19 protein-coding genes are annotated in these 14,704 nt (G+C 65.7%); 8 read left to right on the top strand and 11 right to left on the bottom strand.

The window, feature by feature from the left end; all coding sequences use genetic code 11:
* Window positions 1-247 precede the first annotated feature (247 nt).
* From LC060_RS18390 to LC060_RS18380, 3 genes are all read right to left on the bottom strand, one after another.
* Window positions 248-1,000, bottom strand: a complete 753-nt coding sequence (locus tag LC060_RS18390) for a LytR/AlgR family response regulator transcription factor (RefSeq protein ID WP_226638247.1) — start codon at window positions 998-1,000, stop codon at window positions 248-250.
* 7 nt (window positions 1,001-1,007) lie between these two features.
* A complete protein-coding gene (locus tag LC060_RS18385) occupies window positions 1,008-2,432 on the bottom strand; it encodes a sensor histidine kinase (protein ID WP_226638155.1) in 1,425 nt (474 codons plus the stop codon).
* 309 nt (window positions 2,433-2,741) lie between these two features.
* Entirely contained in the window at window positions 2,742-4,265 is a 1,524-nt protein-coding gene (locus LC060_RS18380; protein WP_199904351.1) for a fumarate hydratase, read from the bottom strand.
* Window positions 4,266-4,511: 246 nt separating this feature from the next.
* On the opposite strand from LC060_RS18380, the gene LC060_RS18375 reads away from it, so the two are divergent.
* The 5 genes from LC060_RS18375 to LC060_RS18355 all read left to right on the top strand — a co-directional run bounded on the left by LC060_RS18375 (window position 4,512) and on the right by LC060_RS18355 (window position 7,954).
* A complete protein-coding gene (locus tag LC060_RS18375; protein ID WP_226638154.1) occupies window positions 4,512-5,111 on the top strand; it encodes a protein-L-isoaspartate O-methyltransferase family protein in 600 nt (199 codons plus the stop codon).
* A 2-nt stretch (window positions 5,112-5,113) separates the two neighbouring features.
* Complete coding sequence (locus LC060_RS18370) at window positions 5,114-6,568, top strand: TolC family outer membrane protein (RefSeq protein ID WP_226638152.1); 1,455 nt, start codon at window positions 5,114-5,116, stop codon at window positions 6,566-6,568.
* A gap of 50 nt (window positions 6,569-6,618) precedes the next feature.
* The gene (locus LC060_RS18365; protein ID WP_226638150.1) at window positions 6,619-7,083 is read left to right on the top strand and encodes a DUF2497 domain-containing protein; all 465 of its coding nucleotides are present in this window, start codon (window positions 6,619-6,621) and stop codon (window positions 7,081-7,083) included.
* 74 nt (window positions 7,084-7,157) lie between these two features.
* Window positions 7,158-7,580: an acyl-CoA thioesterase gene (locus tag LC060_RS18360; RefSeq protein WP_226638149.1), complete on the top strand. Its 423-nt coding sequence runs from the start codon at window positions 7,158-7,160 to the stop codon at window positions 7,578-7,580.
* Window positions 7,577-7,954, top strand: coding sequence for a (2Fe-2S) ferredoxin domain-containing protein (locus tag LC060_RS18355; RefSeq protein ID WP_226638147.1), 378 nt, complete (start codon window positions 7,577-7,579; stop codon window positions 7,952-7,954). The genes LC060_RS18360 and LC060_RS18355 overlap by 4 nt, the downstream gene beginning before the upstream one ends.
* 9 nt (window positions 7,955-7,963) lie before the next feature.
* Here the strand turns inward: LC060_RS18355 and LC060_RS18350 are convergent, their stop codons facing one another.
* Complete coding sequence (locus LC060_RS18350; protein WP_213499932.1) at window positions 7,964-8,260, bottom strand: hypothetical protein; 297 nt, start codon at window positions 8,258-8,260, stop codon at window positions 7,964-7,966.
* A gap of 336 nt (window positions 8,261-8,596) precedes the next feature.
* Between LC060_RS18350 and LC060_RS18345 the strand changes: the two genes are divergently transcribed.
* The 3 genes from LC060_RS18345 (at window position 8,597) to xth (ending at window position 10,395) form a co-directional block, all read left to right on the top strand.
* On the top strand, window positions 8,597-9,022 hold the full coding sequence (locus LC060_RS18345; RefSeq protein ID WP_226638145.1) for a CBS domain-containing protein: 426 nt from the start codon (window positions 8,597-8,599) through the stop codon (window positions 9,020-9,022).
* 131 nt (window positions 9,023-9,153) lie between these two features.
* Window positions 9,154-9,486 (top strand): iron-sulfur cluster insertion protein ErpA, encoded by a 333-nt coding sequence (gene erpA / locus LC060_RS18340; protein WP_226638246.1) that lies wholly within the window; start codon window positions 9,154-9,156, stop codon window positions 9,484-9,486.
* A gap of 132 nt (window positions 9,487-9,618) precedes the next feature.
* Window positions 9,619-10,395 carry an exodeoxyribonuclease III gene (gene xth / locus LC060_RS18335; RefSeq protein ID WP_226638143.1) on the top strand — a complete coding sequence of 259 codons (777 nt, stop codon included), beginning with the start codon at window positions 9,619-9,621 and terminating at the stop codon, window positions 10,393-10,395.
* Between the two features lie 77 nt (window positions 10,396-10,472).
* Here the strand turns inward: xth and LC060_RS18330 are convergent, their stop codons facing one another.
* The 7 genes from LC060_RS18330 to coaE all read right to left on the bottom strand — a co-directional run bounded on the left by LC060_RS18330 (window position 10,473) and on the right by coaE (window position 14,690).
* Window positions 10,473-11,144: a cell wall hydrolase gene (locus tag LC060_RS18330; protein WP_226638142.1), complete on the bottom strand. Its 672-nt coding sequence runs from the start codon at window positions 11,142-11,144 to the stop codon at window positions 10,473-10,475.
* A 196-nt stretch (window positions 11,145-11,340) separates the two neighbouring features.
* Window positions 11,341-11,670, bottom strand: coding sequence for a DUF1491 family protein (locus tag LC060_RS18325; RefSeq protein ID WP_226638139.1), 330 nt, complete (start codon window positions 11,668-11,670; stop codon window positions 11,341-11,343).
* Window positions 11,671-11,675: 5 nt separating this feature from the next.
* Window positions 11,676-12,173 (bottom strand): PaaI family thioesterase, encoded by a 498-nt coding sequence (locus tag LC060_RS18320; protein WP_226638138.1) that lies wholly within the window; start codon window positions 12,171-12,173, stop codon window positions 11,676-11,678.
* Window positions 12,163-12,624: a PTS sugar transporter subunit IIA gene (locus tag LC060_RS18315; protein ID WP_039389891.1), complete on the bottom strand. Its 462-nt coding sequence runs from the start codon at window positions 12,622-12,624 to the stop codon at window positions 12,163-12,165. Before LC060_RS18315 ends, LC060_RS18320 begins: the two co-directional genes overlap by 11 nt.
* 119 nt (window positions 12,625-12,743) lie before the next feature.
* On the bottom strand, window positions 12,744-13,331 hold the full coding sequence (gene hpf, locus LC060_RS18310) for a ribosome hibernation-promoting factor, HPF/YfiA family (protein ID WP_226638136.1): 588 nt from the start codon (window positions 13,329-13,331) through the stop codon (window positions 12,744-12,746).
* A gap of 28 nt (window positions 13,332-13,359) precedes the next feature.
* A complete protein-coding gene (dnaQ, locus tag LC060_RS18305; protein ID WP_226638134.1) occupies window positions 13,360-14,043 on the bottom strand; it encodes a DNA polymerase III subunit epsilon in 684 nt (227 codons plus the stop codon).
* Window positions 14,044-14,093: 50 nt separating this feature from the next.
* Window positions 14,094-14,690 (bottom strand): dephospho-CoA kinase, encoded by a 597-nt coding sequence (gene coaE / locus LC060_RS18300; RefSeq protein WP_226638132.1) that lies wholly within the window; start codon window positions 14,688-14,690, stop codon window positions 14,094-14,096.
* Window positions 14,691-14,704: the final 14 nt, after the last annotated feature.

Below are 14,704 nucleotides of genomic sequence, written 5' to 3'. Positions count from 1 at the left end.
CCATCCCCGAGGTCCCATAAGAAGAAATGACCCGGATACCGACTTGGTGGGCTGCCTCTGGCGGCCCGCCTCTTTGTGTGTGCGGGGTACAGGAAAAGAGAGATTTCCGAGGGCCATCGCCCTCGGGCTCCCCATAATGTCAGGATCACGTCTGGCGCGCTGCCGTGGCAGAGAGAGGTGAGGTCGCCCGTTCTGGGGTCAAGGGGCGATGGCCCCTTGAATCAATACCTTCTTCCTGAGCCCAGGCTCATCGCCCCGCCATCTTCTTCACCTCGGGCAGGTACGTGCGCCCGATGCGCAAGCTGTCGCCGCTCGTCGTCTCGACCGACCACACGCCCAGGCCCTCGTGCTTGAGGCCGGTCACGTGGTCGCGGCGCAGGATGTGGCTGCGGTGAATACGGATGAAGCGCGCCGGGTCGAGCCGCTCCTGCAGGCTGGTGATGGTCTGGAGCAGGAGATAGCTCTGGTCGCCCACGTGGAGCCGCACGTAGTCGCGCTCGGCGTCGATGCGCTGCACGTCGTCGGCAGGCACGCGTACCAGCTCGGAGCGGTGCGGCACCCAGAATTCCTCCAGCCAGTCGCTCTTGGGCTCGGTGCGTTCGCCGCGCCGGGCAATGACGCGTCCGATCGCGCGTTCCAGACGCTCAGGCGTCACCGGCTTGAGGACATAGTCCACCGCGTCGAGATCGAAGGCCTCGACCGCGAATTCGTCGTGCGCGGTGACGAAGATCACCGCGGGCGCATTGTCCTGACGCGCAAGACGCCGCGCGACAGTCAGTCCATCGGTCTCGGGCATGGTGAGATCGAGCAGCAGAAGATCGGGATGAAGCGCCTCGCACAGGCGCAGCGCGGCCTCGCCGTCGCTGGCCGTGCCGACCACGGAGACCGACCCCAGCCGCGAGCAGATCACCTGCATACGCTCCACCGCCAGCGGCTCATCGTCCACGATCAGGGTGCGCAGCGGGGCGCTGGTCACGGTGTCGTTGGCCCCGTTCTGCATGGCGTTGCTATCCGTCAAATCTCGTCTCCCTCGCCCAGGCTGCCCCCTGTTCGGTCTCCAGCGGCAGGTCGAGGACGGTCGCAAAGCCCCCCTCCTCCTGCGGACCGTAGGCCAGCCTGGCCGTATTCGCATAGCGCGCGCGCAAGCGATCGCGCACATTGGTCAATCCGATGCCGCACCCGTCGGCCTTGTTCAAGGGCGCGCCGGGGCCATCATCGCGCACGGTAAGCACGAGACGATCGCCCGCACCGTCCTCTCCTTCGCCGCGCCGAGCCGAGATCGTGATCGTGACCGGACGCTGCGTGGCCGCGACCGCGTACTTCACCGAATTCTCGATCAGCGGTTGCAGGATCATGCCCGGTACCATCGCATCGGCGACGTCCTCGTCAATCGTGAATTGGGTCTGCAAACGATTAGGGAAACGTACCCCCTCGATCGAGAGGTAGAGTTTCTGCATCTCGATCTCATCGAGCAGGCGCATGTCGTTGGTGGGATCGCCGTTCAGCGTGCGGCGGTAAAAGGTCGAGAGCGTCTGGATCATCGTCTCGGCCGCCTCCTGGCGCCCGGTCATCACCAGCGCCGAAAGCGAGTTCAGCGTGTTGAACAGAAAGTGTGGATTGACCTGATAGCGCAGCGAGCGCAATTCGGCCGCTTCGGCCGCGCGGCGGTATTCGCCCTCGCGCCGCTCGGCCGCCCGCGCCTCTTCCGCCTTGGCGAGCGCGAAATAGAGCGCGGCCCAGGCCAGCACGAGGAAATAGCGCCCGAAGGTCGTGTCGGCCATGCCCGCCCAGCGCCCGAACAGGGTGTCACGCGCGCCGCCGTTGGTGCGGATGGTGATGCCGCCTTCCGCGCCCGGCATGATGCCCGCCGAAGCAGGACCGCGGCCGGTATCGTCGAGCAGCGGGCCGGCATCATCGCTCATGCCGGGAACGACATCGGGCACGGCCGAACTCGTGACGGGAGGAGCTGGCGGTGCAGGCGGCGCCTCAGGCGCGGCATCGCGCGAGGACGACTTGGGCAGATCGACAAGGATGTTGCCCGCCTCATCCTGCATCACGCGGACCTTGCCCGGGTCGATCTGGGTCAGGCCTTCCTTGTCGGCCGCCTTCATCGCCATTTCCAGGTCGGCAAAGACCATCGCGTTGATGAGGCTGAGGAGCAGGGCAAGCGGCAAGGCGCCCACCAGCACGATCACGAGGCGCACCAGGTTCGACTTGCGGTCGAGCATCTGGAGCAGCGGCCAGACTGCGGCCATGACCATCATCGAGAGCAGACAGATCGTCAGCCTTCGCGAAATGATCGGCCAGGCGAAATCAAAGCCCATGAAGGCCCCGCGCACAGTCGCGACGATGAAATAGCACGCCCAGAGCGCTGCCAGCGAAAGCAGCACCATGCGCGCAGGAACGCGTGGATTTTCAGATACGATGGCCATTGTTCCCCCGCCTTACCCCCGGCGAGGGGGATCAGGCCAGTTCCCCGGTCGGTTCGCAACGGCTTTTTGTCGAGAGGTGCGCGGATCGCCTGGCAGGAGCGGGAAATAAATAAAGTTCCGAGGGCCATCGCCCTCGGGCTCCCCATACCGTCTGGCTCACCTTCCACGCGCCGCGTTGCTTGAGAAAGGTGAGGCCGCCCGTTTTGGGGTCAAGGGGCAATGGCCCCTTGAATATTTACCCCTGACAGCGAAACGGGCGGGTCAGCTTGCGCCGCCCGCCCGTCTTCAGGTTCGCAAAGGTCTTCCCGCTCAGTCGGCGAGCAGGTGCTCCTTGGCGATCTTTTCCTGCCACACCAGCGGGGCGAGCTGGTGGACGTTCTTGCCTTCGGAATCGACCGCCACGGTCACCGGCATATCCTCGACGGTGAACTCGTAGATCGCTTCCATGCCCAGGTCCTCGAAGCCCACGACCTTGGCTTCCTTGATCGCGCGGGACACGAGGTAGGCCGCGCCGCCGACCGCCATGAGGTACGAGGATTCGTGCTTGGCAATGGACTCGGTCGCGGCGGGCCCGCGCTCCGCCTTGCCCACGCACGCCAGGAGGCCCTGTTCGAGCATGGTGTCCATGAACTTGTCCATGCGCGTTGCGGTCGTGGGACCGGCCGGGCCGACGACTTCGTCGCGCACCGGGTCGACGGGACCCACGTAGTAGATCACGCGGCCCTTGAAATCGACGGGGAGTTCCTCGCCCTTGGCGAGCATGTCCTGGATGCGCTTGTGCGCGGCGTCACGGCCGGTCAGCATCTTGCCGTTCAGCAGCAGGCGGTCGCCCTGCTTCCAGCTCTTCACGTCCTCGGGGGTGAGGGTGTCGAGATCGACGCGGATGGCTTCCTTGCTCGGCTTCCATTCCACCTGCGGCCAGTCGGCGAGGTTGGGCTTTTCGAGGTAGCTCGGGCCCGAACCGTCCAGCGTGAAGTGCGCGTGGCGGGTCGCCGCGCAGTTGGGGATCATCGCGACCGGCTTGTTCGCCGCGTGGCACGGCCAGTCGAGGATCTTGACGTCGAGGATGGTGGCAAGGCCGCCCAGCCCCTGCGCGCCGATGCCCATCGCGTTGACCTTGTCGAAGATCTCGATGCGCAGCGCCTCGATGTCGTTCTGGGGGCCGCGCGCCTTGAGCTGACCCATGTCGATGGGGTCCATGAGGCTCTGCTTGGCAAGCTTGACGCAGTGCTCGGCGGTGCCGCCGATGCCGATGCCCAGCATGCCCGGCGGGCACCAGCCCGCACCCATCTGGGGCAGCATTTCCAGCACCCAGTCGACGATGTTGTCGCTGGGATTCATCATCTTGAACTTGGACTTGGCTTCCGAGCCGCCGCCCTTGGCCGCCACGTCGACGGTGATCTTGTTGCCCGGAACCATCGAGACCGAAAGCACCGAAGGCGTGTTGTCCTTGGTGTTGCGACGGGTGAAGGCGGGGTCCGCCAGCACCGAGGCGCGCAGCTTGTTTTCCTTGTTGCCGTAAGCACGGCGCACGCCTTCATCGACCACTTCCTGCAGCGAGCGGTCGCTTTCGAGGCGGCAGTTCTGGCCCCACTCGATGAAGACGTTGACGATGCCGGTGTCCTGGCAGATCGGGCGGTGGCCCTCGGCGCACATGCGCGAATTGGTGAGAATCTGCGCGATCGCGTCCTTCGCGGCGGGGCCCTGCTCGGCCTCGTAGGCCTCGCCCAGCGCGCGGATGTAGTCCATCGGGTGGTAGTAGCTGATGTACTGCAGGGCGTCGGCGACACTTTCGATCAGGTCGTCTTCGCGGATAGTCACCATTTCGGCCATGGGATCAAACGCTCCTGTTGCGCGGCCCCGGACTTGGGACCTGTTGTGCTTTTGCGAGTTCCCATAGGCCGCGTGCCCCCCATCGTCAAAGCGTCAAGATGGATCGACCAGTGCCGTTCAAAGCACTTGAGCCCGAAGGCCTCCTTGGCCTAGAAGGCGCTTTGCAAAAGCCGACTTATCCGCGCGCATCTTCTGCCTGGGACCATCAGGCCCGACAGCCGCGCTTGCTTGAGGGATAGTGAACAGATGACCCTGACCGAGGACCGGTCCGCCACCGCGCCGAACGAAGCCCGCCGCGCGATGATCTCCAGCCAGCTGCGCACCAGCGGCGTCAACGAGCCCTGGGTGCTGACCGCGATGGCCAGCGTCGCGCGCGAAGACTTCGTGCCTGCGGACTGGAAGGACGCCGCCTACATCGACCGCGCGGTGCCGCTGGGCGAAGGCCGTTTCCTGGCCGCCCCGCTGTTCTACGGCGCCGCGCTGACCGAGGCTGACCCGACCCAGGCGAAGAAGATCCTGCTGGTGGGCGATGCCAACGGCTACTACGCCGCGCTGCTGCGCACGCTCGTCGCCGAGTTCGACACGATCACCCCGGCACAGGCGCTCGAAGCCGGCCAGGGCGGCTACGACCTGATCCTGGTCGACGGCGCGGCCGAGGAACTGCCCGAAGCGCTCGTCGCCCGCCTGGAGGACGAGGGCCGCGTGGTCACCGGCGAAATCCTGCGCGGTGTCTCGCGTCTCGCCGTGGGCGTCAAGACGGCCGGCCACCTGGCCCTCCTGCCCGTCCACGAGCAGGGCATTCCCGCCGTTCCCGAATTCGCAGCGCCCAAGCGCTGGAGCTTCTGACCATGTCCCGGCTCGCGCGGCGTGCCGGGATGATGACAGGCGCTGCACTGATCAGCCTCGCCGGGGTGCTTCCGGCGCGGGCCGATACCTTGCGCGAAGCTCTCGTCCAGGCCTACCAGACCAACCCAACGCTGGAAGCGGCACGTTCGGGCCAGCGCGGCGTGGACGAGAACGTGGCGATTGCCCGCGCAGCCGGCCTTCCCAGCGCCAGCGTCTCGGGCACCTACACCGAGTTCGTGGTGACCAGCCGCACCTCGTTCACCGCACCCGAACGCCTGCTGTCCGGGCAGGGCGATGTGCAGGTGCCGATCTATTCGGGCGGCGCGGTCAAGAACCGCGTCAAGGCGGCCAAGATCCGCGTCGGCGCGGGCCAGGCGGACCTGCGCGCCAGTGAGAGCCAGCTCTTTGCCAACGTCGTCGCGGCCTACATGGACGTGATCCGGGGCGAGGCCCTGGTCGGGCTCAACCGCAAGAACGTCGCGGTGCTGGAGGTCAACCTGCAGGCCACGCGCGACCGTTTCGAGATCGGCGATGTCACGCGCACCGACGTCGCGCAGTCGCAGTCGCGCCTGGCGCTGGCGCAGAGCAACGTGCTGAGCGCCGAGGCGACGCTTGCCGCCGCGCGCGAAACCTACATCCAGCTGGTGGGCAAGGCGCCCGAAGCGCTGGCCCCGCCTCCGCCCCTTCCCGGCCTGCCGGACGACGCGCGCGAGGCGGTGATGGTCGCGCTCGACAACAACCCCGCGCTGATCTCCGCGCGCGAGTCCAGCCGGGCTGCGGAAAAGGACATCGACGTTGCCGGAGCCGGGCGCCTGCCCACCCTCGCGCTGTTCGGGCGGGGCAGCTACAGCAACTACCTCGATACGCTGGGCGGTGTGGGCAGCAGCGCCGTGCCGCAGACCGACCGCCAGGCGCAGATCGGCGCCCAGGTCTCGATTCCCCTCTTCCAGGGCGGCCTCCCCGCGGCCCAGCGCCGCCAGGCCCAGGCTCAGGCCTCGGCCGCGCTCGAACAGGAAATCGCCGCCGAACGCGACGTGATCGCGCAGGTCCGCTCGGCCTTCACCGCCTACAAGGCCGCGCTCGACCTCATCGAATCCTCGCAAGTCGCGGTCGATGCCAGTGAACTTAGTCTTGAAGGCGTGCGCGCCGAGAACTCGGTGGGCAACCGCACGATCCTCGATATCCTGAATGCCGAGCAGGAATACCTGAACGCGCAGACCGATCTCGTCACCGCGCAGCGCAACGCCTATGTCGCCGGCTTCACCCTGCTGGCCGCGATGGGCCGCGCCGAAGCGCGCGATCTCAACCTCGAAGGCGGCATTCTCTACGACCCCGAGGTCAATTACGAGCGCGTCCACGACAAGATCTTCGACTGGGAAAGCGACCCCGCACCTGTGGCCCGTTCGACGCGCACCGTTGACACGCCGGTCCAGGACGGCGACATTCCGGAAAGCTAGATCTACCGCGCGCCCGACTCGAGGGCCTGCTTTTTAAGGGTTTTTACGAGATGGGTCACAACGGCGAACCTTCGGTCGAGGAGATTCTCCAGTCGATCAAGAAGGTGATCGCGCGCGAGACGCTCTCGGGAATCGGTGCCAATGCGCAAGGGGCGAGCGCCCATGCCGAGCCCGAACCGACCCCTGTTTCCCGCTACGAGGAATCGGTGCTTGAGCTCGACGAGGCCGAAGCGCTCGCCGACGATGCGCCGCAGACCCCGCCCACCCGGGACGACACGTCGCTGCTCCAGCCACAGAGCCGCAAGTCGATGCAGGATTCCCTCGCCGCACTGGCGATGATGTCCGAACCCGGCATGAAACCGCGCATCGTGCGCTCGGGCGAAACTTCGCTTGAAGACCTCACGCGCGAGCTGCTGCGCCCTGCGCTCGCCGAATGGCTCGACCGCAACCTGCCTCCGATGGTCGAGCGCCTCGTCGCCGACGAGATCGCGCGCATCGTCGGCAAGAAGGTCTGACAGGGCGGACAAGGCAGGGCGAGAGCGCCTTCAGGGGCTGGACCTTGGCCCGGGTACTGCCTACCTGATCGGCCATGGCCAAACCTGATCCCGCGCTGCTCGACGCCAACCGTTACCCCTTTCACCACGAGATCGTCCCGCGCTTTGCCGATCTCGATCTCAACCGGCACATCAACAACGTCACCATGGCGGCCTACGTCGAGGACGCACGTGTGCGCTTCTACGAGGCCTCAGGCTACCGCAAGCACCTCACCGGGCTCAGCACGATGGTGGTCAGCCTCAATCTCGAATACCTGGACCAGACGCACTATCCCGACCCGGTGACCATCGCCTGCGCGGTCGAACGCGTCGGGCGCACCTCCATGACCATGATTCACGTCGTCACCCAGAACGACGTGCCTGTGGTCTTCTCGCGCTGCGTAACGGTGGCGGTTGACGCTTCGGGGAAGACGGTCACCATTCCAGAGCTTCTCAACGACTGGACGCTGCGCCCGTGAGCGCGAGCGAGGCCGAGCTTCGCATTGCGCGCGCCGCGCTCGCCAAGGCCGGGGGCGAGGAGGTCTCGCGCCACATCTTCCTGTGCGCCGAGCCCCAGAAGGCCAAGTGCTGCTCGCCTGAAAAGGGTGCGGCTGCCTGGAAATACCTCAAGAAGCGCCTGAAGCAGCTGGGGCTCGAAGGGCAGGGGGGCATTGCCCGCTCCAAGGCGGATTGCCTGCGCATCTGCACGGCAGGACCGGTCGCGGTCGTCTGGCCCGACGGGGTCTGGTACCATTCGTGCACCGAGGACGTCCTGGAAGAGATCATCCAGGAGCACCTCATCGACGGCCGCCCGGTCGAGCGCTACCGGCTGCGCCCTCCCGAAGAGGCCTGAAGCCAGCCCTTAGGGCGCGTTGCGCTCATCCTCCAGGGGATCGACGATAGATTCGTCATGCCCCGTCCCGCTCGACAGGAACGCGAGGCCCATCAGCGCCGAGGCCAGCAACATCGTGAATCCCACGCCGAGCGCGGCGGCGATGTAGAAGTGGATCGAGACTGCGCCGTTGGAACGGTAGAGCAGATAGATCGCCGCGGCGACGAAGCCGACCGTGACCAGCATCATCCAGCGCATGATGCGCAGGTAGCGCGCCCAGGCGTGCGCGGCCTTCTCGGGATCATCGAGGGGGGAAGGGGGGACCATAGGGTCACCTCTGCTCCTTTGTGTAGTTCACTGCAAGGGGGCCAAGGCGAGGAGACGGATTCCGAGGGCCATCGCCCTCGGGCTCCCAGAACGGTCAACCTCACCTTACGCGCGCCACGTATGGCTAAGAGAGGTGCGGCAGGCAGTTCGGGGGTCAAGGGGTAATAACCCCTTGAATCACTATTTCCTTTTTCGCCCTTATACTTCTCGCCCGAGCAATCCTAAGCCTCCCCCCCGGGAAAGCTCCGCAAGTAGTAGGCAGCTGCGGCCTGTGGTATTCTCTTTCGGGCCGGTCCAACGAGTCCGGCGCTGTCGCTCAAGAACAGGGAGATCAGGATGACGATTGAAAGGATAATCGAAGGCCGCCACGACATTGTAACCTGCCCCGCCTCGGCCACGGTGCGCGAGGCTGCCGGGCTTCTTGCCGAGCGCCGCATCGGCGCGATGCCGGTGATGGACGGGGATTCCATCGCAGGCATCTTTTCCGAGCGCGACGTGCTCTACCGCCTGCGCGAATTCGGCGCAGAGCTCCTCGACAAGCCCGTACGTGAGGTGATGACCGCGCCCGCCGTCACGGTCGATCCCACAACCTCTGCCATGACCGCGCTGGCGATGATGACCAAGCGCCGCATCCGCCACTTGCCGGTGGTCGAAGGGGGCCGCATGGTCGGCTTCGTCTCGATCGGCGACATCGTGAAGTACCGGATCGACAAGGTGGAAGGCGAGGCGGCGGCACTGCGCGACTACATCCAGATGGCCTGATCCCTCCCTGGCAGGGCTCCTGGGGGCAGGGGCCCCGACACGATCCGGGAATCGCACACGATTCCCGGACCTTGCCCATGACCTCACGCAGCGAACTTGTCGGCGCGGCCGCGCAGGCCTACATTGGGGGCATGGAAAACACCGCAATCACTCTCAGCCCGTCCGCCGCCGCCCGTGTCGCCACGATCGCGCAGAAGCAGGACAAGCCCGCGATCCTGCGGCTTTCGGTCGAGGGTGGGGGCTGTTCGGGCTTCCAGTACAAGTTCGGCCTGGCCGAAACTCCCGACAGCGACGACTGCGTGGTCGAGACCGATGGCGTGCGTCTGGTCGTCGATCCGGTCAGCCTCGACCTCGTGAGCGGCTGCGTGGTCGACTACGTCGAATCGCTCGGCGGCGCGGCGTTCCGGGTCGAGAATCCGATGGCTGCGGCGGGCTGTGGCTGCGGCTCCAGCTTCAGCATCTGATCCCCGGACTCCGGTTCGAAAGAGCGTGCGCGCCGTGCGCGTGCGCATAGCGGCGGACAAGCACGCCGCGCAGGCCAAAAGGCATGGCGCGGGCCTTGACGTGCGCCCCTCCTCCTGCCGAGAAGGCGGGCCATGAAAATCGCCAGCTTCAACATCAACGGCGTCAAGGCACGCCTGCCCCGTCTGCTCGAATGGCTTGCCGAGACGCGCCCCGCCGTCGCCTGCCTGCAGGAGATCAAGTCGCAGGACGAGGGCTTCCCGATCGCCGAGTTCGAGAAGCTGGGCTACAAGGGCATCTGGCATGGCCAGAAGAGCTTCAATGGCGTTGCCATCCTGGCCGACGGGGAAATGCCGGTCGAAGTCCAGCGCGGTCTGGAGGGCGAGCCCGAGGACGACCACTCGCGCTACATCGAGGCGGACGTCTTCGGTATCCGCGTGGCCGGCATCTACCTGCCCAACGGCAACCCCGTCCCCGGCCCCAAGTTCGACTACAAATTGCGCTGGATGAAGCGCCTGCGCGACCGCATGGCCCAGATCCGCGCCGAGGAAGTCCCCGCCATCGTCACCGGCGACTTCAACGTCATTCCTTTCGACCGCGACATCTGGTCACCGCCCGCAATGGCGAGCGACGCGCTGATGCAGCCGGAATCGCGCGATGCCTACTTCCGCCTGCTCGGCGATGGCTGGACCGACGCGATCGCGACGCACAACCCGCAAGGCGGCGTGTGGACCTACTGGGACTACCAGGCAGGCGCCTGGCCGCGCGACCATGGCTTTCGCATCGACCACGCGCTGCTTTCGCCCGAACTGGCCGACCGGCTGGTCGCCTGCGGCGTCGACAAGGCGCACCGTGGTCGGGAGAAGGCCAGCGACCATGCTCCAGTCTGGGTGGAGCTGCGCGACGCGTAAGAACATCTGCGACGGACACGCGAAGGCCGGGAAGCGCATAGGGGCGCTCCCCGGCCTTCTCAGCCCTGCAGAAGGGCTCAGCGGTAGAAGATGTGGTTGTCGACGCGCGCGAGGCGCGCGTGACCCCAGCGCGGCGAGATACGGGCCGCGTGGAAGAACAGCGCGCCCTTGGCCGGATTGTCCCAGCCATCGGCTGCGGCAATGCGGGCAACCGCAACGGCGCGCTTCCAGGCGGCCGAACGCTCGGGGATACGGGGCAGGCGGCCGCGGCGCACGAACGAGAACTGCGAACGCTGCAGCACGACCGAGCAGTAGCTGTCGGGGAAGCGGTCGGAGTTCGCACGGTTGATGACCACGCGGCCCACGGCCAGCTGGCCTTCCAGCGATTCCCCGCGCGACTCGAAATAGATCGCACCGGCCAGGCAGCGCATGTTGCGGCTCAGCTTGGCGGGCGCATCCTGCATGGCCACGAGCTGGGCCAGGGTCTCGGCCGTGTCATCGCCCGCAACGTCGGTGTTGCCGCTCTCGGGGAGCGCCTGGACCACCGGCTCGGCAACGAAGGTGACGTCGCTGGAATCGGAAGAGGGAAGGGCAGAGGCGTCCTCGCCCTCCACCACGGGGTTCTGATCGAGTGCCGGGACCGGTTCATGATCGGCCGCGGCTGCACCCGAACCCTGGGTGCTTACGACAGCAGTGACAACTGATGCGGCCAGCGCCACCGCGCTCGCCCACTCAAGCTTCGTACCCATTAAGACAAAATCTAATGCGGTGAACGGTCCGACACAGGTTGGAACGAAGGGGCACTATGTGCCGTTACATCTTCGTTCGGACCTGCCGACGATTCCCCGTCTGCGTGCTAGCCGGGTGTGCCGAAATGCCACCAGACCGCGTTCGCCTTTGCGGGGCGCCCTTTAGCTTGCAAGGCTTGCAAGTCAACCCGAAAAGCTACTCAGCGTCGATGAAGCGCACCCCATCGGCGATGTCCAGTTCCACGATCCAGAGGTCCGGGTCCTGCTTCCCGCGACGCTCCAGAAATTCGGAAAATTCCCAAGGATTTTCAGTATCTTGTTCGCGCGAGAGGGTCCATTTTCGGGTCCCGTCAAGCTGGGGCATGCGCTCATAAGCCCTTGAATCGCGGCCTCTTTCGACAAGCACGATCATGAGCGTTCCGGCGTCACGCTCTCCCTTGCTGAGGACCATGCCGAAGCCCCCTTCCGACTCGACTCGGCGGATCAGGGCGGAGACTTCCATGTGGGCCGGGAGACGCGCATCCATGCGATTCAGTCCTCCCAGGCGGTGTGGTAGCCGGGCAGGCCCGAAAGCGCGATGCGCGAGCGCATGAAGGTGCCGCTGCCCCGACCGACCTCATCGCCCGCCTCGTCGATCAGGCGCGATTCCGCCACGAAGACCCGGCGCCGGCCACTGATCCAGGTGCCCTCGGCCACCAGCCGGCCACCCGTGACCGGCTTGGTCAGGTGCAGGTTGAAGGCAGTCGTCAGCAGGAAGCGGTCCGAGACGAGGGTATTGGCCGCGTAGAAGGCGGCATCGTCGAGCATCTTGAAATAGATCGTGCCATGCGCTGCGCCGCCTGCGTGGAAGACCTCGGGGCGGACATCGAAGTGGATGCGCGCACGGCCCTCGCCCGGGATCTCGAGGCGCGAGGCGAAGGTCTGGTTGATGGCGGCTGAGGCGTAGAGGTTTTCCAGCCCGCGCCAGTGAAGATTGGCACCCGGGGAATTGCCGCTGGCCCCGGCATCGGGGCCACGCTCAGGCGGCATCGCGGTCGAGGACGTTGCTGAGAAGGGCGTAGATGGCCTCGGGACCAGTCGCCTCGACCAGCGTCGCGTGCATACGTTCATCGCGCATCATGCGCGAGATCGCGGCCAGGGCGTGAAGGTGCGTCGCGCCTGCGCCCAGCGGCGAGAGCAGACCGAAGACGAGATCGACCGGAAGACCATCGGCCGATTGGAACTCGGCCGGGGATTCCAGCCGGATGAAGGCCGCAACGGGGCGCTTGAGGCCCTCCACGCGGGCGTGCGGGATCGCGATGCGGCGCCCGAATCCGGTGCTGCCCAGCTGCTCGCGTTCCAGCAGCGCGCCCAGAACATGCGCTTCGTCGAGTTCATAGACCTCGGCAAAGAGCCCGGCGAGATGCTTGAGAATGGCGTCCTTGCCCTCCACGTCGATCGACGTGACCGCGGCCGGAAGCAAAGTGAAAAGACTGGTCATTGCAGATAAGATCGAGGTCGTGTGACCACTCTTCCGTCCCGTTTATGCACGATCAGCCCCCGAATGCTCGGGGGCTGCCGAATTTCCGCGAAAAGGAAATTGCGGGCTCGCGCTGTGCGTCAGGCCGGCTCAACCCACCCGATCGAGCCGTCGCCGCGGCGGTAAACCATATTATGACGGCCCGTGCCAGCGTTTTTGAAGAAGAGCGCCGTGGTGTTGCGCAAGTCCAGCATCATCACTGCATCCGACACCGTGGCCTCGGGAATGTCGACCCGGGTCTCGGCGATCACGACGGGGGCATCGGTGTCGATATCCTCCTCCTGCTCGCTCGGGGATTCCTCGAAGATGGTGTAGGCCGCTTCCTCGACGATCGACCCATCGGCCATGGCCATCGCGTGCGCGGCCTGCTCGGAGCGGTCGGTAAGGCGGCGCTTGTAGCGGCGCAGCTGCTTATCGATCTTCTCGGCCGCCTGGTCGAGCGCGACATGCGCGTCGTGGGCGATGCCGGTGCCCTTGAGCACGAGATTCTGCATGGCGTGCATGACGATGTCGCAGCGGAACGCTCCGGCCGGGGCACGCCCGAAAGTCACCTGTGACGATATGGCCCTGTTGAAGTACTTTTCGATGATCGCCGTCAGCCGTTCGTTGGCGTGGATCTGCAGGGCCTCGCCGGTTTCGACTTGATGACCGGAGACACGGATATCCATGGGCGAATACTCCTCTTTTCTATCGTTATCAGGCACCCCAAAGCGGGGTATCGACCGACTTCAGAAACTCCGCGTGCGCGGAAAGTTCCTCATCGGTGGCCGCGTGGGGACGCGGCTGTCGGAAGGGGCGGTCCTTTCGTGTGAGGACCTTGGTTTCCGACACGATCTCAGTTGTTTGTGCGACCAGTTCGAGACCTATCTGGCGGCCGCCCCGCAGCTCCACATAGACCTGCGCCAACAATTCGGCGTCTAGGAGAGCGCCGTGCTTGGTGCGATGACTTCGATCAATTCCATAGCGCGAGCACAGCGCATCGAGCGAAAGTTTCGCGCCGGGGTGCTTGGCCTTGGCCAGTACGATGGTGTCGACCATGCGATCAAGGTCGATCGCTGGGTGTCCGGCCATCGCCAGCTCGGCGTTGATGAAGTTGAAGTCGAAAGTCGCGTTGTGGGCGACCATCGGGCTGTCCTGGACGAAGTCGAGAAATTCCTGCGCGCACTCGGCAAAGAGCGGCTTGTCGGCAAGGAAGGCTTCGGACAGGCCGTGGACCGCTTCGGCCTCGGCGGGCATCGAGCGCTGGGGGTTGAAATAGGCGTGGTAGGAATTGCCCGTCTCGACCCGGTTGATCATTTCGACGCAGCCGATCTCGACCATGCGGTCCCCGTTCTTGGGGTCAAAGCCGGTGGTCTCGGTATCGAAGATAATCTCGCGCATCTTATCTCATATCTGCCTCACAGGGCCCGGGCGCAAGGTCTGAACAGCGATTATTCTGCACCACCGAGCGCCGTGACGAGGGCGTGCACCTGCGCGCGCGTTTCCTCCAGGCTGGTTCCGGTATCGATCACGTGATCGGCGCGCGCGCGTTTCTCCGCGTCAGGCACCTGAAGTTTCAGAATCCTCTCGAACTTTTCTTCGCTCATCCCCGGCCGGGCCAGCACGCGTTCGCGCTGGACGTCAGCCGGAGCGGACACGACCGCAACCGCGTCCACGTCCCGGTATCCGCCCTTTTCGTAAAGGAGGGGTATATCGAAGACCACGAAAGGGCACATGGCGTTGACCGTGACGAACGCCTCGCGCCGAGTCGCAACGGCGGGATGGACGATGGCTTCGAGTCGCGCCAACGCCTCGGTATCGCCGAACACCGCCGCGCCCAGCGCCGCACGGTCGACCCCGTCCGGCCCGGTCGTGCCCGGAAAAGCGGACTCGATAGCGCCCAGCAATTCCCCGCCCGGGCCTTGCAGCGCATGGACTTCGGCGTCCGCATCGAAGACCGGCACACCTTCGTCGCGGAACATGCCCGCCACGGTCGACTTGCCCATGCCGATCGATCCGGTCAGGCCCAGGAAGCGAGGTCGTTCCATGGCGATGTCCTCTC

The organism is Novosphingobium profundi (assembly GCF_020524485.1).
Lineage (GTDB): Bacteria > Pseudomonadota > Alphaproteobacteria > Sphingomonadales > Sphingomonadaceae > Novosphingobium > Novosphingobium profundi_A.
The sequence above is the reverse complement of the archived record's forward strand: the minus strand, read 5'-3'. Positions and strand labels throughout refer to the sequence as shown.